The sequence below is a fragment of the Streptomyces sp. NPDC000941 genome, from assembly GCF_053599555.1.
This window is the reverse complement of the sequence record NZ_JBSFMM010000072.1, coordinates 15,575-37,688: the sequence shown is the minus strand read 5'-3', so window position 1 is coordinate 37,688 and position 22,114 is coordinate 15,575. Positions and strand designations below refer to the sequence as shown.

Here is a 22,114-nt window from a genome sequence, read left to right as displayed (position 1 = left end):
CCCCGGATCCCGGCACCCGCCCGCCCCCTCCGTGGCCCTCCGTGCCCCCAAGGAGCATCACATGCCGCCCTCAGCCCTCCGGCGCGTCCGCGCCGCCTACGCCCGCATCGCCCAGTTGGACCGCCCGGAGATCTGGATCGGCCTCCGCCCCCGGGCGGAGGCCGAGGCCGAGGCCGGGGCCGTCGACGCGCGTGTGGGCGCCGGGGAACGCCTGCCGCTGGCCGGACGGCTGCTCGCCGTCAAAGGCAACATCGACGTGGCGGGGTTGCCGACGACCGCCGGCTGCCCCTCGTACGCGTACGAACCCACCGCCGACGCCCCCGTCGTCGCCCGCCTCCGGGCCGCCGGCGCGCTCGTCCTCGGCACCACGAATCTCGATCAGTTCGCGACCGGCCTGGTCGGCACTCGTTCCCCCTTCGGCGCCGTACAGAACGCCGTCGACCCCGCCCGGATCAGCGGTGGATCCAGCTCCGGTTCCGCCGTCGCCGTGGCGCTCGGCCTCGTGGACCTCGCCCTGGGCACCGACACCGCCGGATCCGGCCGCGTCCCGGCCGCCTTCAACGGCGTATACGGGCTGAAGCCGACCTACGGTCTGGTGCCCACCGACGGCACCGTCCCCGCCTGCGCGAGCCTGGACTGCGTCACCGTCTTCGCCCGCACCCTCCCCGAAGCCGAGCAGGCGCTGTCGTACATGAGCACGGCACCCGCGCGGCTCCCCGAGCGCGCCCCGGGCCCCTGGCGGGTCGCCGTCCCCTCCACCGACCAGCTGGGCGAGCTGGACCCCGGCTGGGCGGAGGCGTACGAGGCGGCCGCCGCCCGCCTGGAAGCCGCCGGAGCCCGCCTCCAGCCCCTCGACCTGGCGCCGTTCACCGAGGCGGCCGCGATGCTGTATCAGGGCGCGTTCGTCGCCGAGCGCTACACCGCCGTCGGCGAGTTCATCGAGAAGGACACCCCCGACCTCGACCCCACCGTGGCCGGCATCATCCGCGCCGCCCGCGCCATCCCCGCCCACCGCCTCTTCGCCGACCAGGAGAAGCTCACCGCCCTGCGCGCCCAGGCGCTGGCCGCCCTCGGAGACGCGGACGCCGTGCTCCTGCCCACCGCTCCCGGCCACCCCACCCTCGCCGAGGTCGCCGCCGATCCCCTCGGCAGCAACGCCCGCCTCGGCCGGTTCACCAACTCCACCAACCTCTTCGGCCTGGCCGCGGTCGCCGTCCCGGCCGGCACCGTCGGCGGACTCCCCTTCGGTGTGATGCTGATCGGCCCGGCCCACACCGACGAGCGGCTGGCCCGGATCGCGGCCCGGCTCACCCCGCCCACCCGCGTCGCGGTCATCGGAGCCCATCTGACCGGGCAGCCACTGAACCCCCAGCTCCTCGCGCTGGGCGCCCGCCACGACCACACGACCGTCACCGCACCCCACTACCGGCTGTACGCCCTCACCACCGAGCCCGCCAAGCCGGGCCTGGTACGGGTCGCGGATGGCGGCGCGGCCATCGAGGCCGAGGTATGGGAGCTGCCGCCGGAAGGACTCGGCACGCTGGTCGCGACACTCCCCCGCCCCATGGCGATCGGCAGTGTCGAGCTCGCCGACGGCGCGCAGGTGCCCGGCTTCCTGTGTGAGCCGTCCGGACTCGAGAACGCGAAGGACATCACGTCGTTCGGCGGCTGGCGGTCCTACCTCGCCGCCGGAGACCAGCCCGTGCCGATGCACCCGCACCTCCACGGGAACCGGCCATGACGCGGCGCGGCGTGCGGCGGATCGTGCCGCTGCTGCTCGGTTGGGAGGAACTCCCCAAGTCGGTTTCGGTGCATGGCGCCCCGTACGAGGAACGGCTGCGCGAACCGGTACCCGCCGTTCTCCTGGAGTGCGACGGCGGCTGGCTGCTGCTCGACACCGGCTTCAACACGGCGCTGATCCGGGACCCGGCACTGCGGCGTCGCTTCTACGGCTCCCCCGCCTACCAGCCCATCCTGCCGGGCCCCGGCGAGCCGCTGGAGGAGGCCCTCGACGCGGCCGGAGTCGCGATGGACTCGATCTACGCGGTGGCGGTCAGTCATCTGCACGCTGACCATGCGGGCGGATTGAAGCACTTCGCGGGCCGTGTGCCGGTGCATGTGCAACGCGCGGAGCTGGCCTACGGTCTCTCGGGGCAGCCGGAGGTCGAGCGCAACTCGATCTTCCGGGTCGACTTCGACGACCCCCGCATCGACTGGCGACAGGCCGACGGCGACGTGGAGATCGCCCCCGGGGTGACAGCCGTGCTGACCGCCGGGCATACGCCGGGACACCAGAGCTTCGTGGTGGACCTCGCGGACGGCGGCGGCTTCGTGTTCGCCTTCGACGCCGCCGATCTCACCGAGAACATCGAGCACGAGCTTCCCATCGGCGCCTCCATCGGAGTCGATCCGGCGCAGACCGTGGAGCCGATCCGCCAACTCAAGAGCATCGCGGCCGAGCGCGGCTACGAGCTCATTCCCGGCCATGACCCCGTGGTCTGGCCACGGCTGCGAACGTCCTCACAGGCCCGCTTCACACGCCTTTAACGTTCTGGAGACAAGAAGGACTCCACTCACCGAATAATTGGATCCAAGTCAGCGCACATTAGATCCATTCTTCGGATCGGTGCCCAAGGAGGCCCACATGCCGGACCAGCCACACGGATCGCCCTCGCCCGGCTCTGCCGCGTCGGCGGTGTCGCGCCGCACCATGCTCCGGGGCGCGGGGCTCCTCGGAGTGGGAGTCGGTTTCGGGCTCCCCGCCCTGCTGAGCGCCTGTGGTGTGGCGGCTGACGACGCGGGGGGAAGTGGCAAAGGCGGCACTCTGACCCTCGCCATCGACGCCACCAGCGCCGTCGTCGACCCGGCCTTCTACACCTCGCTGGGCGACTGGATGGCCGTCGACTGCGTCTGCCGCGGCCTGACCTTCATCTCCTTCGAGACCAACGAACCCACCCCCGACCTGGCCAAGAGCTGGAAGATCTCCGATGACCAGCTCACCTACACCTTCACCCTGCGGGACGGCGTCACCTTCCACGACGGCACCACCTTGACCTCCGCCGACGTCCTGGCCAGCCTCAACCGGCAGTTCGACCCCGACGACAAAACCCTCCCCAAGGGCGCCACCCGGCCACTCGCGCGCCTCGGCGCGAACGTCGCCTCGCTGACCGCCGAGGACGACCTCACCGTCAAGATGGTCCTCAAGGAGCCGGACCGAACCGTCCTCGGCAAGCTGTCCGACATCGGCGGTCGCATCATCTCCAAGGCGGCGCTCAAGAAGTACGGGGCCGACATCGGCAAGCACCTCGTCGGCACCGGCCCCTTCAAGTTCTCCTCCGCCACCTCCGGCCAGTCCATCACCCTCGAGGCCTTCGACGGCTTCCGGCTCGGCAGACCTCCCGTCGACCGGCTGGTGCTGCGCCAGGTGCAAGACCCGTCGAGCATCGTCAGTTCACTGCTCAGCGGCGACATCTCAGCCACTCAGTTCACCCCGTACTCCGCGGTCGCCCGGCTGCGCAAGGACGACTCGGTCAAGGTCTACAAGACCCCGTACAGCGCCAACGCCATCATGATGATCGACGCCCGGCGCATCCCCGAACTCAAAGTACGCAAGGCCATCAACCTGGCCATCGACCGCAAGGCCATCCTCGCCCAGGCCTTCTTCGGCATCGGCAGCGAACCCAAGGGATACGCCATCCCGCCCGCCCAGAGCTCCTACGACACCAGCCTGGCCGACCTGAGCACCCAGAACACCACTGAGGCGAGGAAACTCATCGCCGAGGCCCGCGCCCAAGGCCGCCGCGTCCGCATCATGGCGGCCAGCGACTCCTGGCACCCGAAGGCCGCCCAGATCATCGCCCAGAACCTCACCGACGTCGGGTTCAAGGTGTCCACCACCTCGGTGGACCCGGCCACGTACTTCAGTCGTCTCCTCGACAAGAACGACGAGTACCACGACCTGATGATCTGGGAACGCAACACCTACATCCCGGACGCCGACGACATGGTCGGCGCCATGGCCAACCCCACGGGCATCTACGGCTCCGCGCTCTCCGGCATGAGTGCCCTCGACGGCGTCGACACGCTCGCGAAAGACCTGGTCGAGGCCAAGAACCTCCCCGACGGGGGGCGGCGCACCGCCGCCTACACCAAGATCCAGCGTCGCTGGGCGGAGGAGTACATGGTGCTGTCGATGCTGGCCTGCTTCAGCAACCTGGTCGTCAGCGGCTCGCAGGTGAAGAACATGAACACCAGTGCGCTGGCCAACCACCGCTGCTACATGGAGAAGGCCCGTGTCTGACACCACGGCCGCGGCGGATGCCGCGGCCACCGGCACACCACCCATAGCGGCCGCCCGGCCGCCCGCGTCCCCCTCCCCATCCCCATCCCCATCCTCCTCCTCGCCCTCACCCTCGACCGAACGGCGGTCTGCCCTCGCCTTGCTGCGCCATCGCCGGGTGGCGCGGTCCTGGCCGGCGGCGCTGTCCTGGCTCGTTCTGATCGCCGTGATCCTCGTGGCGGCCGTCGGCCCGCTCCTGGTCCAGGCCGACCCGCTGCGTCAGACCCCGTCGGCGCTGTTGCCCCCCGGCTCCGCGGGCCACCCGCTCGGCACGGACGACCTGGGCCGCGACGAGCTGGCCCGACTCGTGCACGGGGCCGGCCCGCTGCTGCTGGTGTCGTTCGCGGCGACCGCGCTGGCCGCCGCCGTCGGCACCGGGATCGGACTCGTCGCCGGATACGCCGGCGGCGTCGTCGAGCAGATCCTGATGCGCCTCGTCGACCTCGCCCTCGCCTTCCCCTCCATCCTGCTCGTCATCCTGCTGGTGGCGGCGGCCGGGGCCGGCACCAGCAGCCTGATCTTCGGCATCGGCATCTCCCTCGCGCCCGGTCTGGCCCGGCTGGCCCGCGCGCTGACGGCGCGCGAGGCCGCCCGCGACTACATCGTGGCCTGCCGGCTCGGCGGCACCCGCACCCCACGCATCCTTGTGCGGGAACTGCTGCCGAACATCGCCGGACCGATGCTCGCCCAGATCGTCATGACACTCTCGGTCGCGGCCGGCTTCGCCGCCGGCCTGTCCTATCTCGGCCTGGGGATCCAGCCGCCGCAACCCGACTGGGGGTACATGGTCCAGGCCGGACAGGAGTTCCTCTTCTCCGCGCCCCGGCTGGTCGTCCTGCCCGCGACGCTCACCCTGCTGTTCGTCGTCGCGTGCAACTTCGTGGGCGACGACCTGCGCGACGCGCTCGACCCCCGGGGGGCCGCGTGAGTGCCTCCTCCGGCGCCGCCCGCGTGTCCCGCCCACTGCGCACACACCGGCCGAAGTGGGCCACCGGCACCGTCCTGCTGGTCCTGCGACGGCTGGCAGTCATCCCCCTCGTGCTGTTCGCGCTGGCCAGCCTGGTGTTCCTGGCGATACGCCTGCTGCCCGGCTCACCGGCGACCTCGCTCGCGGCAGGCGGCAACAGCCTGTCCGCGGCCGAGGTGTCCGCCAACGAAGAGCGCGTCAGCAGGGCACTGGGACTGGACCAGCCGCTGCTCACCCAGTACGGCGCCTTCCTCAACGATCTGGTGCATCTGCGCCTGGGCAGCTCGTTCTACGGGTCCAACAGCGTCCTGGGGCTGCTCGCCGACGCCCTCCCCGCCACCATCGAGCTGACGCTCGCGGCGATGACCGTCGCGGTCCTGCTCGGTGTCTCAAGCGGTGTCGTCGCCGCGCTGCGCAAGGGCCGCTGGATCGACACCGTGATCCGGGGCGTGGCCACGGTGAGCTTCTCGCTGCCCTGGTTCGCGCTCGGCGTGCTCGGCATCATCGTGTTCGGCGTGTGGCTGCGCTGGCTGCCGGTCCTGGGCCGGCTGCCCAGCTCGCTGAACTACCACCCGACGACCAATTTCGTGCTGCTCGACGCGATCCTTCAGAACCGCCCCGAGCTGGTGTGGCCCTGGATCGAGCACCTGATCCTGCCCTCGGTCACCTTGGCTCTGTCGATGGCCGGGTTCATCACCCGCATCGTCCGCGCCTCGGTGCTGGAGGTCCTCGGTGACGACTTCGTCAGGACCGCCCGTATGAAGGGCCTGAGCGAGAGCGTGGTGATCCGCCGCCATGTGCTGCGCAACGCCTGGCTGCCCATCGTGACCGTCCTCGGGCTCCAGTTCGGGTCTCTGCTGGGCGGCTCGGTCATCACCGAGACGGTCTTCTCGTACGCCGGCGTCGGCCACCTGCTGGTGCAGGGCGTCCTCCAGCGCGACTACCCCGTCGTCCAGGGAGCCGCCCTCGCCATCGCCCTTCTGTTCACCCTGGTCAACCACGCGGTGGATCTGCTCTACACGGTCCTCGACCCGCGGCTACGGAAAGGATGACCCGCATGGACATCGTGCTGGTCCACGGTGCCGGCGGACGGCCGACGACCTGGGCGGCGGTGGAGCCCCTGCTGACCGCCCTCGGCCACCGGGTGTTCATCGTCACCAACCCGCTGACCTCGCTGGAGGACGACATCGCCCACACCGCGGCCGCTGTGGCGGAGACGACGGGCCCGGTGCTGATGGCCGGGCACTCCTACGGCGGCGCGGTCATCAGCAATGCCGGCCGCCATCCGCGGGTCAAAGGCCTCGTGTACATCGCCGCGTTCGGCCCCGATGAGGGCGAGACCGTCAACGAGATCGTCGAGCGGTACGAACCGGCCGAGATCTCCAAGTACATGCGGCGCGGACCGAATGGCGAATGGAAGTCGGAGCCGAGTCCGGAGTTCTGGGACGAGATCGGACCCGACCTCTCCGCCGATCAACGCGCCATCGTCGAGACCGAGGGGCGGAAGTCGGAGAACCTCATCTTCACCCAGCCGACCGGTATCCCCGCCTGGCGCCGTCTGCCCAGCTGGTACCTGGTCGCCGACGACGACCGCACGCTGCGCCCGCAGGCCCAGCTGGACATGGCGACGCGTATGAAGGCGACCGTCGAACACGTGCCGGGCAGCCACTACACGACGCTCGTGTGGCCGCGGCGCGTCGCCGACCTGATCCACACGGCGGCGCCGGCCGTGGGCGCCGCCTCATGACGTCCACGCCCGCCCCCGTGCTGGAGATCCGTGATCTGCGCGTGCGGTTCGACGTTCCGGCCGGCCGCCTGCCGGCCGTGGACGGGGTGGATCTGACGCTGCGGAAAGGCGAAGTCCTGGCACTGGTCGGCGAGTCGGGGTCCGGCAAGTCCGCCCTGTCGATGAGCCTGGTCGGGCTGAACCGCGGCCCGCGCACCCACATCAGCGGCGAAGTGTCCTTCGGCGGCCGCGACCTCGTCGCCGCGTCCGAACGGGAACTGCGCGGCGTCCGGGGCAAGGACATCGCGGTCGTCTTCCAGGACGCGCTGGCCGCGCTCAACCCGCTGCACCGGGCGGGCGCCCAGGTCTCCGAGATGATCCGCGCCCACCGCGACGTGGAACGCGAGCAGGCGATGAGCCGTGCCGTGGAACTGCTCTCGGAGGTCGGCATCGCCGGCCCGGACCGCGCGGCGCGTGCCTACCCGCACCAGCTGTCCGGCGGCATGCGCCAGCGCGTGATGATCGCCATGGGCCTGGCCAACGACCCGGCCCTGCTGATCGCGGACGAGCCCACCACGGCGCTGGACGTCACAATCCAGGCCCAGGTCCTCGCGGTCCTGGGGCGGATCCAGCGCGACCACGGCACCTCCGTACTGCTGATCACCCATGACCTGGGGGTCGTGGCCGAGGTCGCCGACCGGGTGGCCGTCATGTACGCGGGGCGGATCGTGGAGCAGGGCCTGCGGGAGGAGGTGCTGTTCCGCCCTCAGCACCCGTACACGATGGGGCTGCTCGGTTCGGTGCCGCCGATCGACGGTCCGGTCCTACGGCGGCTGCCCACCATCTCCGGCACCCCGCTGACCGGGGTGGGCCGCCCGCCCGGCTGCGCTTTCGCACCCCGGTGTCCCTTCGTCCACGCCGCGTGCGGCGAGCGCCCCGCGCTGCGGCAGCGGTACGGCCACGACGGGCACCTCGACGCCTGTGTGCTACCCGGCCCCGCACGTGCCACGGCCCGCTCCCAGGGAGGCAACGCATGACCGCCGCGCTCATGAAGGTCCGCGGGCTGCGGGTCGAGTACCCGGGACGGGCCGGTGGCCGGGTCCAGGCGCTGCGGGACATCGACCTCGACATCCTCCAGGGCGAGACCCTCGGACTGGTCGGGGAGTCGGGGTGCGGCAAGTCCACGCTCGGCCGGGCCCTGCTGCGGGTGATCGAACCCACGTCGGGCCGGATCGAGTTCGACGGCGCCGACCTCACCCGGCTGCGCGGACGGCAACTGCGCCGTATGCGGGCCGAACTGCAGATGGTCTTCCAGGACCCCTTCGGCTCGCTCAATCCGCGGCGCAGGATCGCCGACATCGTCGCCGAACCGCTGCGGCGGGCGCGGGGGGCCACCCGTGCCGAGGCCGCGGAGGCGGTGGCCGACCTTCTCGACCTGGTCGGGCTGGGCACGGAGGCGGGCAGGCGCAGACCGCATGAATTCTCCGGCGGCCAGCGCCAGCGCATCGGCATCGCGCGGGCGCTCGCCTCGTCGCCGCAGTTCGTGGTGGCCGACGAGGCCGTCTCGGCGCTGGACGTGTCGATCCAGGCCCAGGTGCTGAACCTGCTGTCGGATCTCGTCCGCGACCGGGGTCTGACGATGCTGTTCATCTCGCACGACCTGGGAGTCGTACGGCACATCGCCGACCGGATCGCCGTCATGTACCTGGGCCAGATCATCGAGACCGCCACCCGGGACGACTTCTTCGCCGGTCCCGCGCACCCCTACAGCAGCGCGCTGCTGTCCTCCGTTCCCGTGCTGCGGGCCGGGGAGCCCCGCGAACGGCAGGTCCTGGAAGGCGAGTTGCCCGACCCCGCGAATCCGCCCGAGGGCTGTCTGTTCCGCACCCGGTGCCCCATCGCCACGGACCAGTGCCGCACCACCAGGCCCGACCTGCACGAGATCGCACCGGGGCGCAGGGTGCGCTGTCACCTGCCCCTGGTGTCCAGCGAGTAAGGACGAACGTATTGATCATCGACGCGTACAACACCACTCAGGACGTCCGCGGCCGGTCGGACTATCTGACCGGAGCGCGCAAGGGTCAGGCTCCGCCGCCGTACACGCCCTTCGAGCCCCGGCGCATCCTCGACAGGATGGACGCCGCCGGGGTGGACATGGCGATGGTGTGCTCGCTCGCGCAGCGCATCGAGAACGACTTCATCAGCTCCCTGGTGGCAGCGCACCCGGACCGTTTCTTCGGTTTCGGGCAGGTGCTGCCGCAGGCCGACGACGCGATCGACGAGATCGACCGGATGGCCGACGCGGGCCTGGTGGGCCTGAAGCTGCACCCGAGCCTGCACGGCTACCACGTCGCCGACCACGGGCTGCTGGACCCGGTGTTCGAAGCATGCGCGCGGCACGGTCTGCTGGTCCTGATCAACGCGCTCGATGACGCGTTCTGCGCGCCGCTGGCCATCGAGGAGATCGCCCGTGACCATCCGGGGGTGCCGACGATCATCGCCCACATGGGGGCGGTGTGGAACGTGCCGGAGGCGATCATCGTGGCCGAACGCCAGCCGCATGTGTACCTGGAGACATCGGCGACGCTGATGAGCGACGTGAAGCGCGCCTACGCGCGGTTGGGGCCCGAGAAGATCCTGATGGGCAGCGAGTGGCCCGGCTCGGACTTCGACCTGGAACGCATGAAGATCGCAAAGGCGATCGAGGACGAGAAGCACCGGGCGCTGGTCGAGGGCGGCAACATGGCCCGGCTGCTGGGCCTGACGTCATGAGCGCGGCGGACGTCAGCCCCGTGCCCACCCCGTCGTCGATGAGCGCGGGCGACGCCGAACTTCTCGCCACGGCCCAGACCCTGCTGGCACGGGTCTGGCAGCCGGGCCGCCACGAGGTGGCGACGGCGCTGCGTACCGCGGACGGCCGCGTCCACACCGGCGTCCATGTGGAGGGTTCCTGCCGGCGCAGTTCGATCTGCGCCGAGGGCGTGGCCATGGGAACCGCCCGGGGCGCCCTGCCCGCCGAGGTGCCGCTGAGTGTCGTGTCGGTGGTCTCGGTGCAGATCAAACCGGCGGGCCGATTCCGGATCATCGCCCCGTGCGGGGTGTGCCGTGAACTGATCAGCGACTACTGCCCGGACGCCACCGTGTGGGTCACCACGGTCGACGGGGACGAGCCCGTCCCCCTGCGCGCCCTGGACCTGCTGCCCGAGAAGAGCCGACGCCGGTGGTGAGCGCCACCGGCCCCGAGAGGGGAGGACACATGTCCGTCTTCATCACCGGGCCGTCCGGACGGACCGTGCCCACCGGCCTGGACGTCCCCGAACTCGCCGCGCGGTTGGGCGGGACCGGCTCGCCGGTGCTGTGGGAGGAGCTGACCTGGCCGGACGCGAAGTCCACCGCCGCGGGCCAGGACGCCGTCATCATCCCCGTCGGCGCCACCGAGCAGCACGGTCCCCATCTCCCGCTCGCGGTGGACACCCGGATCTGCGAGGCCGTCGCCCTGGGGGTCTCCGCCCTGACCGGTGTGCCCGTCCTGCCGCCCCTGAGCTTCGGGGTGTCCGCGTCCCACGGCGACTTCGCCGGGACGGTGGCACTGCGACCGGAGACCGTGATCGCCGTCGTCGAGGATGTCATCGACTCGTTGTACGCCTCCGGGATACGGCAGTTCATCCTGCTCAACGGACACATCTGGAACAACGGCGCGCTCGATGTGTCGGCCGAGAAGCTGCGGGTCCGCCATCGCGACGCCCGGGTCAGGGCATTGGGATACGTGACGATGTACCCGGGACCCGAGGTCGACGGGCACGTCACCTACGGCCGGGCGCTGATGCACGCCAACCACTTCGAGACCTCCGTCATGCTGCATCTGGCGCCGGAGCTCGTCCGGATGGAACTGGCCACCTCCCATGTCGACCTCGACTCCTTCTGGGACTACCGCATGGACCAGGTCAGCGAGACGGGGGTGTGGGGCAGGGACGTGACCGACGCGGACCCGACCCATGGCGCGGCGGAGTTCGACCGCTGCGTCCTGACCACCGCCCGGGCGGTCTCCGCCGCGGTCCGCGAGCCCTGGCCCGATCCGACCCACCGCCCCGGACGACACGCGTGACGCCGGGATCGGGAACCCAGGACAACGGACCGCGGGGCGGCGACCCGACCCAGAAGGAGAACACCTTGGACCCCAGCATCGTGCTCCCCCGGCTGCCGGACTGCGAGCCCATGCTCATCGGCGGGGAGTGGACCACGGGCACCGCGCGGGAGCGGATCCCGGTGCTCGACCCCGCCGCCCAGGAGCAGCTCACCACCATCGCCCAGGCCGGCCTGGAGGAGGTGTCCGCCGCGGTGGCGGCCGCCGCCGACGCGCACCGTGACCGGCGATGGCGCGGGCTCCCGCCCCGCCTCCGCCGCGACGTGCTGCTGCGCCTCGCCGATCTGGTGGCACGCGACGCCGAGGAGCTGGCGGTGCTGGACACCCTGGACAACGGCAAGGCCATCGAGCGGGCGCGCGGCGATGTGGACCTCGGCCTGCAGGCCATCCGCCACTTCGCGGGCGCCCCGACCCGGCTGTCGGGCACCGTGCACGCGTCCGGCGCCGACCGGCATGTCTACAGCCTGCGCGAACCGGTCGGCGTGGTCGCCGCCGTACTGCCGTGGAACTTCCCCTTCATGATCGCGGCGTGGAAGATCGCCCCGGCCCTGGCCGCCGGCTGCACGATCGTGGTCAAGCCGGCCGAGCAGACCCCGCTCACCGCGCTGCGGCTGGCCGCGCTCTGCCTGGAGGCGGGCGTACCGGAGGGCGTCGTCAACGTCCTGACCGGTGACGGGCGTACGGGTGCGGAACTGGTCGGCCATCCCGACGTCGCCAAGGTGTCCTTCACCGGGTCCACCGAGGTGGGGCGGCAGATCATGGCCGCGGCGGCGCCATCGGTCAAGCGGCTCACCCTCGAACTGGGCGGCAAGTCGCCCAACATCGTCTTCGCGGACGCCGATCTGGGCGCCGCGGCCCCGGCCGCCGTGCGTGCGGTGTTCGGACACTCCGGACAGATGTGCACCGCCGGAAGCAGGCTGCTGGTGGAGAGACCGGTCGTCAAGGAGCTACTCGATCGGCTGCTGCCGGCGGTGGAGGCCCTGCGGATCGGCCCCGGGCTGGCGGGCGGGATCAACATCGGTCCGCTGGTGTCCCAGGAGCAGTACGACCGCGTCAGCGGCTACCTCGACCTGGGCCGAGCCGAGGGCGCCGAGGTGGCCACGGGCGGCGAACCGCTGCCCGGCCCTGGCTGGTTCGTGCGGCCGACGGTGTTCACCGGTGTCAGCCCCGACATGCGGATCGCCAGGGAGGAGATCTTCGGCCCGGTCGCCACGGTCATCCCGTTCGACACGGAGGATGAGGCGATCGCCCTGGCCAACGACAGCGACTACGGACTCGCCGCCGGTGTGTGGACCGGCAGTCTGGCCCGCGCCCACCGCACGGTCGCGGCGCTGGAGGCCGGCACCGTGTGGGTCAACACCTACAACGAGTTCGACCCCGCCGTGGCCTTCGGCGGGATGAAGCAGTCCGGCCTCGGCAGGGACCTCGGCGACGCCGCCGTCGACGGGTTCACCGAGCTCAAGAGCGTCACGATCGCCCTGTGAGCGCCCCCACCACGGCCGGGAGCGCCGCCTCGCACCCGGCACCGCCACCCCCGATCCGCTCCGCCCGGGCGCTGGAGGTCGCGGCTGAGCGCGCCCGCACGCCGGGCTCCGCCACCGGCCACCACTTCAACGCCGCCGGTGCGGCCCTGCCCGCCTCCGTCACCGTGGAGACGGTCATCGGCCATCTGCGCGCCGAGAGCCTGTCCGGCGGCTACGAAGCCGCCAAGGACGCCGCCCCCGCGCTGGAAGCCGTCTACGCACGTACCGCTGAGCTCCTCGGCGCCCGGCCGGAGGAAGTCGCCCTCGTCGAGAGCGCGACGGCCGGCTGGCATCGCGCCGTGTCGGCGCTGCGGCTGCGCCCCGGCGACCGTGTGCTGGCCGCTCGCTCCAGTTACGTCAGCAGTGCCCTGCACCTGCTGTCGGCCGAACGCGACCACGGTGTCCGGGTCGAGCTGCTGCCCAACGGCCCCGACGGGGCGGTGGCGCTGGAGGCACTGGAGACGGCGCTGCGCACCGGTCCCGCCGCCCTGGTCACCGCGGCCCATGTGCCGACCTCCTCGGGTCTGGTCGAACCCGCCGCCGATATCGGCGCGCTGGCCCAGGCGTACGGAGTTCCCTTCCTGCTGGACGCGACCCAGTCGCTCGGCCAGCTCCCGGTCGACATCGGCGCCATCGGCTGCGACCTGCTCATCGGGACCGGCCGCAAGTTCCTGCGCGCGCCGCGCGGCACCGGGCTGCTCGCGGTCCGCCGCCCCCTCCTGGACCGGCTGGCCCCCCAGGCGCCCGATGTCCGGGGTGCCCATTGGACCGCCGAGCGGAGCTGGGAACTGGTGCCGGACGCCAAGCGGTTCGAGCTGTGGGAGGCCGCACACGCCCTGCGCCTGGGCCTCGGTGCCGCTCTGGCGGACCTGACCGCCCTGGGCATGGACACCGTCTCCCAGCACCTGGCGACGCTCGCCACCACGCTGCGGGAGCACCTCGCCGAACTGCCGGGCGTGCGCGTCACCGACCCGCCGGCCGCGGGCGGCGCGATCGTCACCTTCGTGGTCGACGGACTGGACGCCGGCGCGGTACAGCGAGAACTCGCTCGCCGCCGGATCCATCTGATCGCGGTGCCGGCGGGGCACGGCCGCTGGGACATGGATCCCCGGGGCCTGACCAAGGTGGTGCGGGCCTCGGTGCACGTCTACAACGACAGGTCCGACCTGGACGCCCTGGTCGAGGCGGTGCGGGAGATCGTCAGCCTGCACTGCACGCCCACACCGCCGCGGGAGCCGGCACGTCGGTCCGGCGCCGCTGTCCCCGCACCCGCACCCGCTACGGCACGCCGTGGCACCAGGCGCCGTGACGCGATCGTGGTCGGCCTCGGCGTGCACGGCAGTGCCGCCCTGCGCCAACTGGCCGCGCGCGGACTCGACGTCCTGGGCCTGGAACAGTACGCCCTGGGCCATGACCTCGGGTCCTCGCACGGTGCGACCCGGATGATCCGGCGCGCCTATCCCCATCCCGGCTGGGACGGTCTGGTGGACACCGCCTACCGGGCCTGGGAGGAGCTGGAGGGCGCCGCGAAGACCCGTCTGGTCGACATCACCGGCGGTCTGTACGCGGCGCCGACGGACCGGCCCGATCCGCTGCGCGGCCCCGGCTGCCGGCAGGTCGGTCCCGAGGAGGCGGCGCGGATCTTCCCGGGGCTCCGGCTGCCCGCCGGGTTCGGCGCCGTACACGACCCGCGGGCCGGGATCATCGACGCGGCGGAGACCTTGCGGGCCCAGCTGACGCTGGCCGAACGCTCGGGCGCGGCCGTCGTGGACCGTACCCCGGTCATCGGCTGGGAACCGGACGGCGACCAGGTCATGGTGCGCACCGCCGACGGCGTACTGCGCACCCGGCACCTGGTGCTGTGCACCGGTCCCTGGACGGCGGCCCAGGTCCCCTCGCTGGCGCGGCATCTGACGGTCACCCGCATCGTCAACGCCTACTTCGCCGCCGACCCGGCGGGCCCGCTGGGCCCGTCCGGTCTGGGCAGCTTCTCCGTGGATCTGCCGCAGGGGCTGCTGTACGGGTTCCCCGCGACCGGTGCCCGCGGCCTCAAAGTGGGTCTTGACAGCGGCCCGGCCTGGGATCCGGACGCGCCCCGCCCCGCGGCGACCGCGGCGGAACTCGCCCTGCTCGCCGAGGCGGTGGCCCAGGTGCTGCCCGGCGCCGGCCCGGTGACCGAGAGCCTGACCTGCCTCTACACCATGACGCCCGACCGGCGTTTCGTGGTCGGCGAGGTACCGGGAGTGCCGCGGGCGCTGGTGGCGTCGGCGTGCTCGGGACACGGCTTCAAGTTCGGCCCGGCGATCGGCGAGGCACTGGCCGATCTCGTGTGCGGGACCGCCCGCCCGGACCTGGACTTCCTGTCCCCGGCCCGGCGGTTTCCCGGTGGTGCCCGGTGAGGGGCGCCACCGGGTGGCCCGAGCCTGTCTCAGCCGTGGAAGACGGTCTGGGATCGGCGCTCGTACCAGGCGGTCAGAAGCTCGCCGGAGCTGATGACGTGGTCGCGCATGACCTCGTCGGCGCGGTCCGCGTCCCGGGCGGTCAGCGCTTCGACGATGAGCTCGTGCTGCCGGATGTTCAGCTGCCGGTGGCGCTCGTCACCGGCGAGGGCGAGCGAGGAGACGTTGCGCGGGAAGCTCTCGTTGATCCGGTCGATCATCCGGCTCAGCCAAGGGTTGTCGGCCGCCTCGCAGACGACAGTGTGGAAGCAGTCGTTGGCCGCCGTGGTCGCGGGGCTGCCGGCGACCGCCTCCTCACCGGCGGCCCGCTCCGCGGCCTCGCGCAGGACGGCGTTGTGCCCCCGCAGTGCGGTGAGCTGACGCTCCGTGATACGCGAGGCGGCACGCCGGGCGGCCATCCCCTCCAGCTCGGCGCGCACCTCGTAGGCCTGGCGCACCTCCCAGGGCGTGGGCACCCGGACCACCGCGCCGCGGTGGGGCTGCACCTCGATCAGCCCGCCGCTCTGCAACTGGCGCAGCGCCTCGCGCACCGGTGTGCGGCTGACCCCGAACTCGGCGGCCAGCGCCGCCTGGCGCAGCGGTTTGCCGATCGCCAGCTCGCCGTTCATGATCCGCGCGCGGATGCGTGCCGCGATGTCGTCGACGAGGGGGCCCTCGTCAGTCTGGGGCGTCATCGGAGTCGGTCAAGCCCTTCTCGTGGTGGCTTTTGGATCCACTTCCATTGTATTCGAATCCAATAAGGGGCATGTGCATGAATCTGGATTTCACCAAGGCCATCGACGTGTCGGTCCCGATCCACCCCGGAATGCTGCACTGGGGCCGCCGCCCCGAGGTGGAGATCGTCGAGTCCCGCACCGCCGGCGACGCCTCCAATGTGAGCCGCTGGCGTATCGGTGCCCACACCGGCACGCACATCGACGCTCCCGCCCACTTCATCGACGGCGGAAAGACGGTCGACCGGCTCGACTTGTCCGCTCTCAACGGCGCCGCGCGGGTGCTGGACCTGACGCATGTCAAGGAGCAGATCACCGCCGCCGACCTCGACGCGGCCGGCCTCGGCTCCGAAGAGCGGGTGCTGCTGCGCACCAGCAACTCGGAGGGCGTACTGCGCAGCCCGTGGAAGGCCCGGCAGTGGGTCGGACTGGCCCCGGACGGCGCGGAACGCCTCATCGAAGCCGGGGTGCGCACCGCGGGCATCGACTACCTGAGCATCGAGGCCGTCGCCCACACCACCGACTGGCCCACCCACCAACTGCTGTGCGCCGCAGATGTGTTGATCCTGGAGGTGGTCGACCTGCTGCATACGCCGGCCGGGGTGTACGACATGCTCTCCCTCCCGGTGCCGTTGCAGGGCGCCGAGGCCGCCCCGTCGCGCACCGTGCTCCTGCCGCGGGACGAGGCGTGACCGCCGCGCCCCGGCTGATCCTGGCCGCGCCGCACCCGGCGGCGCTGGCGGCCGCCCGGCAGGCGGCGGAGCGGGGCGGCAACGCGGTGGACGCCGCACTGGCGGCGGCGGTCGCCCTCACCGTCGTCTACCCCCACCAATGCTCTCTCGGAGGCGACCTGGTCGCTCTCGTCCACTCCCCCGACGGCACGGTGCGCGCGGTGCTGTCGGCCGGCGCCGCCGCACACGACGTCGATGTCGACGCGCTGCGCGCCGCGGACCGGCGGATGCCCGCACAGGGGCCGCAGACCGTGACCGTACCCGGCGCGGTGGCCGGCTGGACCATGCTCGCCGAAGCCCATGGCACACAGGGGGCGCTGGCCGCCACCCTGCGGGACGCCGCCGCGCTGGCGGAGGAGGGTGCCACCGTATCGGCGGGGCTGGCGCGCGCCGTGCGCGAACAGTCCGCGCGGATCGCCGCGGATCCCGGGCTCAGCGCGCTGCTGACCGGTCCCGGCGGGGCGCCGCTCAATGAGGGCGCCCCACTCCCGCAGCCGCGGCTGGCCGCCGTGCTGCGTGCGCTGGCGGACGATCCGTCGTCCTTCTACCGGGGGGCGGTCGCCGAGGCACTGGCGGACGGGCTGCGCCGGGCCGGCAGCCCACTGACCGCGGGCGACCTCGCGGCCCACCGCGCGGAGAACGTCGAGGCGCTGACACTGGACGTGCTCGGCACTCGCTGGTGGGCCGCGCCGCCACCGAGTCAGGGCGCGAGCCTGCTGGCAGTACTGGAGGCCGCCGCGGCCGCGGCACTCCCCGAGCCACGGCGGACCGGCCTCCTGGCCGCCCGCTGCCAGGACGCCTCGGCGGCCCGTGACCGGCTGCTGGGCGATCCACGCGGCACGGAGGTGGACCTGGACGGACTGCTGCAGCCGGCGCCGCTCGCCGGTGCGCGGCCGCCGAAGCCGCCGTTCCGGCCCGCCGGCGACACGGTCGCGGTCACCGCCGTGGACTCCTCGGGGCTGGCGGTCTCGCTGATCCAGAGCGTCTACCAGACCTTCGGCTCCGGCATCTGCGAGCCGGACACCGGCATTGTGCTGCACAACCGCGGCTCGGCTTTCAGTCTGCTGCCCGGCCACCCGGCCCTCATCGGACCCGGGCTGCGGCCCCCGCACACCCTGTGCCCCGTGCTCGGCCGGTCCGCCGGCCTGCTGCTGACGGCCGGCTGCCAGGGCGGCCGGGCCCAGCCGCAGATCCTCGCCCAGACGGTGCCAGACCTGATGGACCCGGCCGCCGACCCGGCCGCCGTGCTGGACCGGCCGCGCTGGGTGGTCGGCGCCCGCGACATCGGCCACGCGACGCAGACCCTGCTGGCCGAGCCGGGGTCCGTCCCCGCCGCCACGCCCGGCTTCCCGTCGGACGTACCGGTCGTCGTCGCTCCCGGCCGCACCGACCTGGCCGGTCACACCCAGGCCGTGCGGCTGGCCGCCGACGGCCGGCTGGACGGCGCCTCCGATCCACGCGCCGACGGCGCCACCGTGCTCCACGGCCCGCCCGATGGCGCCACCGCCGCAGACCTCGCCTGCTCCCTGGAAGGAAACCCCCGATGAGCACCCTCGCCCCCGAGCCCGTACCGGCCGACGCACCGCATCCGCTGGACCCCCTCACCCCGGCCGAACTGGCCACCGCCGCCAAGGTCCTGCGGGGCGACGCCCGGGTCACCGAGGACGCGCGCTTCTGGGGCGTGACACTGGACGAGGACCACGCCCGCCGTGCCGCCCCCGGCGAGACCCGAAGGGCCCGCGCGGTCGTGATCTGCCCCTCCGCGCACCTCGCGTACGAGGTCGGCCTCGAACTCGGCGACACGCCGCGGAGCACCGCCTGGCGGGAGCTGGATGTGCGCAGTCCGGGCTGTTCCTCCGAGGAGGCGCGGCAGGCCGCGGCCGCCTGCCGGGCGGACCCGCGCTTCCAGCGGGCGCTGGCGCTGCGCGGCATCCACGACGTGTCGCTGGTGATGGTGGACCCGGAGTCGATCGGCGGCTTCGAACCGCCCGAGTACAAGGGCGCCCGGCTGACCTGGGGCAGCGTGTGGCATCGCATCTCCGAGGACGACAACGGCTACGCGCGCCCCGTGCAGGGCGTGGTGCCGATCATCGACATGGAGTCCATGGAGATCCTGCACATCGAGGACCACGGCGTGGTTCCGCTGTCACAGGAGTCCGGGGTGTTCTCCACCGGAGTGGTGCCGCCCCGGCCGGGCCTGCGGCCCCTGGAGGTGGTCCAGCCCGAAGGCCCCAGTTTCACCGTCACCGGTCAGCGGATCGACTGGCAGGGCTGGTCGGTGCGGGTCGGCTTCACCCACCGCGAGGGCCTGGTGCTGCACGACCTGACCTTCGACGCGGCCACGGGCGGCAAAGGCCCGCGGCAGGTGATCCGGCGCGCAGCCGTCAACGAGATGTACGTCCCCTACTTCGACACCGCCTCCACCCAGTACCGCAAGAACTTCTTCGACTGGGGCGAGTACGGCGCGGGCCCGCTCACCAACTCCCTGGCCCTGGGCTGCGACTGCCTGGGCGTCATCCACTACTTCGACGCCGCGGTGCTCGGCGGCGACGGCGTCCCCCGGGTCATTCCCAACGCCGTCTGCCTGCACGAGGAGGACGACGGCATCCTGTGGAAGCACCACGACGGCCGCACCGGCCGCACGGAGGTGCGCCGGTCCCGCCGTCTGATCATCTCCGCGTTCGCCACGGTGGCCAATTACGACTATGGCTTCTACTGGTCGCTGTACCAGGACGGCTCGGTGATGCTGGAGATCAAGATGACCGGCATCCTCTCCGCCACGGGCGTGGCGGAGGGCGAAGAGACCCCCTACGCCCGGCGGGTCGCCCCGAACGTCGCGGTCACCAACCACCAGCACTTCTTCAGCGTCCGCCTCGACATGGCCGTGGACGGCCCCCGCAACCGGCTGGTCGAGGTCACCGCCGAGCACGAGCCCGACCCGGAGCTCGACCCGTACGGCAACGCCGCCCGCACCGTGCTCCGCCCCATCCTCAGCGAGGCGGAGGGAGCCCGGCGCACCGATCCGTCGCGGGCGCTGCACTGGCGGGTGGAGAGCGCCGAGGCCCGCAACCGGATGGGCGAACCGACGGCGTACCGGGTGCACCTGGAGAACACCGCGGTCCTGCCGGTGCGGGAGGACAGTGTGTGCGCCCGCCGCGCTCCGTTCGTGGGCCGGCAGCTGTGGGCGACCGCCTACGACCCGGACCGACGGTTCGTCGCCGGTGAGTACCCCAACCAGGCCGAGCCGGGCGCGGACGGCGTGCACAAGTGGCAGGAGGAGGACCGCTCGCTGGACGGCACGGACCTGGTGCTGTGGGCCACCGTCGGCTCGCACCACTTCCCGCGCCCCGAGGAGTGGCCGGTGATGCCGGTGGCCAGGGCACGGCTGCGGCTGGAACCCGACGGGTTCTTCGACCGCAACCCGGCCCTCGACGTGCCCCCGCCCGTCTCCTGCCATGCGCCGCGGCCCGCGGCGGCCGGCCACGGGTCCGGGGCGCCGGACCACTGCTGCGAATGAGCCGGTCCCGGCCGCGGCCGCTCTGGCCGACAGCGGCGGGGCTGGTGGCGGTGGCCGCGACGCTCGCCGCGGCCACGACGGCGGGCGGCAGGCCGTACCGCTGCGCTGGGCGCACCCCGTCGACGGCTTCGACGCCCATCTGTGGGCGATGGCCCGGTTCGAGCTGCTCGCGGGGGTGGGGCCGGGTCTGCTGGCGTACGCCGTCCACGCGGCCGAGGGGGCCGGACGGTCCGCGCCTCCCCCGCGCCGGGCCCGCTCCCGCCTACCGGAAGCGATGTCGGGCGCCCTGGCATGGACGGTCACGACGTACGCGTGGCACCTGCCTCCGCTGCTGGTGCCGGCCGGTCCGGCCGCCCAAGTGGTCCGCGACCTGTGTTGGATCGTGTCCGGAGTGCTGCTGTGGCGTCCGGCGCTCGCACCCGGCGAGCCGCGCCGCGGCCCCCTCATGGCGGCCCATCTGGCGGCGGTGCCGCTGGGCCTGGCGATGCTGCTGACCGGTCACACCGGTGCGGGGCTGCTGATGCTGGCGGCGGACGCCGCGATGGCGGCATGCCTGCTGCGCGGGCCGCTCGGCCTCCGCACACTCCGAGCTGTTGCACGCCCGTCTCTCACACGGGCCCGAACAGGACAGAAAGGCGTCCGATGCGCGAGGAAGAAAACATACGGCTCACCCGAACCGGACCTGGCACCCCGGCCGGGGAATGGATGCGCCGCTACTGGCAGCCCATCGCCCTCAGCGAGGAGCTCGACGACCTACGGCCCCTGGTGGCTCCCAAGGTGATGGGCCAGGACCTGGTGCTGTTCCGCGACGACGGCGGCGAACTCGGCCTGGTCGACCGCGGCTGCCCGCACCGCGGTGCCGACCTGGCGCTCGGCCGCCTGGAGGACGGCGGACTGCGCTGCTGCTTCCACGGCTGGCTCTTCGGACGCGACGGCTCCTGCCTGGACACCCCCGCCGAGCCCGTGGGCAGCACGCTCGCGTCCCGGGTCAGGCTGGGCAGCTACCCGGTGCGTGAGCGGAGCGGCATCATCTGGGGCTACCTCGGCCCCGGCGAGCCGCCGGAGCTGCCCGCCCTCGACTGTTTCCGGGCGCCCGCCGACCACGCGTTCGCCTGGAAAGGCCTGCTGGAGTGCAACTGGCTCCAGGCCCTGGAAGTCGGCATCGACCCCGCCCACGCCTCCTACCTCCACCGCTTCTTCCAGGACGACGATCCCCAGGACAGCTACGGCAAGCAGTTCCGAGCCGCCTCTCAGGGCACCGAACTGCCGATGACGAAGATCCTGCGCGAGTACGGGCGGCCCGACATCGACGCCGTCCGTACCCCGTACGGCATCCGCATCACCGCCCTGCGCACCCTCGACGGCACCGACACCGAGAGCCGGCCGATGGACGGCAGCCGCACCCACGTCCGCATCACCCACCAGGTCTTCCCGCACGCCTTCCACATCCCGCTCGACGCGGAGACGGCGATCACCCAGTGGCACGTGCCCATCGACGACACATCCTGCTACTGGTACGCGCTGTTCACCAGCATCGGCGGCCCGGTGGACCGGCAGGAGATGCGCCGGCAGCGGGTCGGCGCGGTCACCCTGCCCGACTACCGGCCGCGCTTCGGCCGTTCGAACAACTACGGCTACGACCCGGCGGAACAGCTGACGAGCACGTACACCGGCCTCGGCACCGACATCAACGTGCACGACCAGTGGGCGGTGGAGGGCCAGGGAGCCGTCCAGGACCGCACTCGCGAACACCTGGGCCGTTCCGACAAGGCCATCGTGATGTACCGGCGGATGCTCGGCGAGGCCATATCCGCCGTCGAACGCGGCGACGACCCGCCCCTGGTGCTGTCCCCCGAGGAAGCCGCCCGGATCAAGGGCCCGGCCACCCTCGACGGCATCGGCCCCACCGAGGGCCGGCAGGAGTACTGGGCCGCCGTCACCGCCAAGCAACGCGTCGACAGCAGTTGGGCGCAGCCCCTGGAAACGGACGGCTGA

Annotated in this window: 19 protein-coding genes; 18 read left to right on the top strand and 1 reads right to left on the bottom strand. The window is 72.5% G+C overall.

The window, feature by feature from the left end; translation table 11 throughout:
- Nucleotides 1-61 precede the first annotated feature (61 nt).
- The 13 genes from atzF (at nt 62) to solA (ending at nt 15,098) form a co-directional block, all read left to right on the top strand.
- Nucleotides 62-1,741 carry an allophanate hydrolase gene (gene atzF / locus ACWDSL_RS23410; protein ID WP_450488351.1) on the top strand — a complete coding sequence of 560 codons (1,680 nt, stop codon included), beginning with the start codon at nt 62-64 and terminating at the stop codon, nt 1,739-1,741.
- On the top strand, nt 1,738-2,547 hold the full coding sequence (locus ACWDSL_RS23405; protein WP_450488349.1) for an N-acyl homoserine lactonase family protein: 810 nt from the start codon (nt 1,738-1,740) through the stop codon (nt 2,545-2,547). Before atzF ends, ACWDSL_RS23405 begins: the two co-directional genes overlap by 4 nt.
- A gap of 97 nt (nt 2,548-2,644) precedes the next feature.
- Nucleotides 2,645-4,300 (top strand): ABC transporter substrate-binding protein, encoded by a 1,656-nt coding sequence (locus ACWDSL_RS23400; protein ID WP_450488347.1) that lies wholly within the window; start codon nt 2,645-2,647, stop codon nt 4,298-4,300.
- Nucleotides 4,293-5,267, top strand: a complete 975-nt coding sequence (locus tag ACWDSL_RS23395; RefSeq protein ID WP_450488345.1) for an ABC transporter permease — start codon at nt 4,293-4,295, stop codon at nt 5,265-5,267. The genes ACWDSL_RS23400 and ACWDSL_RS23395 overlap by 8 nt, the downstream gene beginning before the upstream one ends.
- Nucleotides 5,264-6,358, top strand: coding sequence for an ABC transporter permease (locus ACWDSL_RS23390; RefSeq protein WP_450488343.1), 1,095 nt, complete (start codon nt 5,264-5,266; stop codon nt 6,356-6,358). Before ACWDSL_RS23395 ends, ACWDSL_RS23390 begins: the two co-directional genes overlap by 4 nt.
- A 5-nt stretch (nt 6,359-6,363) precedes the next feature.
- Nucleotides 6,364-7,053: an alpha/beta hydrolase gene (locus ACWDSL_RS23385; RefSeq protein ID WP_450488341.1), complete on the top strand. Its 690-nt coding sequence runs from the start codon at nt 6,364-6,366 to the stop codon at nt 7,051-7,053.
- On the top strand, nt 7,050-8,069 hold the full coding sequence (locus tag ACWDSL_RS23380) for an ABC transporter ATP-binding protein (protein WP_450488339.1): 1,020 nt from the start codon (nt 7,050-7,052) through the stop codon (nt 8,067-8,069). Before ACWDSL_RS23385 ends, ACWDSL_RS23380 begins: the two co-directional genes overlap by 4 nt.
- Nucleotides 8,066-9,028, top strand: coding sequence for an ABC transporter ATP-binding protein (locus ACWDSL_RS23375; RefSeq protein WP_450488337.1), 963 nt, complete (start codon nt 8,066-8,068; stop codon nt 9,026-9,028). Before ACWDSL_RS23380 ends, ACWDSL_RS23375 begins: the two co-directional genes overlap by 4 nt.
- 11 nt (nt 9,029-9,039) lie before the next feature.
- Nucleotides 9,040-9,804, top strand: a complete 765-nt coding sequence (locus ACWDSL_RS23370; RefSeq protein ID WP_450488335.1) for an amidohydrolase family protein — start codon at nt 9,040-9,042, stop codon at nt 9,802-9,804.
- Nucleotides 9,801-10,259: a cytidine/deoxycytidylate deaminase family protein gene (locus tag ACWDSL_RS23365; protein WP_358848020.1), complete on the top strand. Its 459-nt coding sequence runs from the start codon at nt 9,801-9,803 to the stop codon at nt 10,257-10,259. The genes ACWDSL_RS23370 and ACWDSL_RS23365 overlap by 4 nt, the downstream gene beginning before the upstream one ends.
- A gap of 29 nt (nt 10,260-10,288) precedes the next feature.
- Nucleotides 10,289-11,137: a creatininase family protein gene (locus ACWDSL_RS23360; protein ID WP_450488333.1), complete on the top strand. Its 849-nt coding sequence runs from the start codon at nt 10,289-10,291 to the stop codon at nt 11,135-11,137.
- Nucleotides 11,138-11,202: 65 nt separating this feature from the next.
- Nucleotides 11,203-12,660 (top strand): aldehyde dehydrogenase family protein, encoded by a 1,458-nt coding sequence (locus ACWDSL_RS23355; RefSeq protein WP_450488331.1) that lies wholly within the window; start codon nt 11,203-11,205, stop codon nt 12,658-12,660.
- On the top strand, nt 12,657-15,098 hold the full coding sequence (solA, locus tag ACWDSL_RS23350; protein WP_450488329.1) for an N-methyl-L-tryptophan oxidase: 2,442 nt from the start codon (nt 12,657-12,659) through the stop codon (nt 15,096-15,098). Before ACWDSL_RS23355 ends, solA begins: the two co-directional genes overlap by 4 nt.
- Before the next feature lie 29 nt (nt 15,099-15,127).
- On the opposite strand, the gene ACWDSL_RS23345 is transcribed toward solA, so the two are convergent.
- Nucleotides 15,128-15,832: a GntR family transcriptional regulator gene (locus ACWDSL_RS23345; RefSeq protein WP_450488327.1), complete on the bottom strand. Its 705-nt coding sequence runs from the start codon at nt 15,830-15,832 to the stop codon at nt 15,128-15,130.
- Between the two features lie 77 nt (nt 15,833-15,909).
- On the opposite strand from ACWDSL_RS23345, the gene ACWDSL_RS23340 reads away from it, so the two are divergent.
- Genes ACWDSL_RS23340 through ACWDSL_RS23320 form a run of 5 tightly spaced genes read left to right on the top strand, consistent with a single transcriptional unit; the run spans nt 15,910 to nt 22,114 of the window.
- Complete coding sequence (locus tag ACWDSL_RS23340; protein WP_450488325.1) at nt 15,910-16,563, top strand: cyclase family protein; 654 nt, start codon at nt 15,910-15,912, stop codon at nt 16,561-16,563.
- Nucleotides 16,560-18,149 (top strand): gamma-glutamyltransferase, encoded by a 1,590-nt coding sequence (locus ACWDSL_RS23335; RefSeq protein ID WP_450488323.1) that lies wholly within the window; start codon nt 16,560-16,562, stop codon nt 18,147-18,149. Before ACWDSL_RS23340 ends, ACWDSL_RS23335 begins: the two co-directional genes overlap by 4 nt.
- Nucleotides 18,146-20,119 (top strand): primary-amine oxidase, encoded by a 1,974-nt coding sequence (locus ACWDSL_RS23330; RefSeq protein ID WP_450488321.1) that lies wholly within the window; start codon nt 18,146-18,148, stop codon nt 20,117-20,119. Before ACWDSL_RS23335 ends, ACWDSL_RS23330 begins: the two co-directional genes overlap by 4 nt.
- Nucleotides 20,058-20,900, top strand: coding sequence for a hypothetical protein (locus ACWDSL_RS23325; RefSeq protein WP_450488319.1), 843 nt, complete (start codon nt 20,058-20,060; stop codon nt 20,898-20,900). The genes ACWDSL_RS23330 and ACWDSL_RS23325 overlap by 62 nt, the downstream gene beginning before the upstream one ends.
- Nucleotides 20,825-22,114, top strand: a complete 1,290-nt coding sequence (locus tag ACWDSL_RS23320; protein WP_450488317.1) for a Rieske 2Fe-2S domain-containing protein — start codon at nt 20,825-20,827, stop codon at nt 22,112-22,114. The genes ACWDSL_RS23325 and ACWDSL_RS23320 overlap by 76 nt, the downstream gene beginning before the upstream one ends.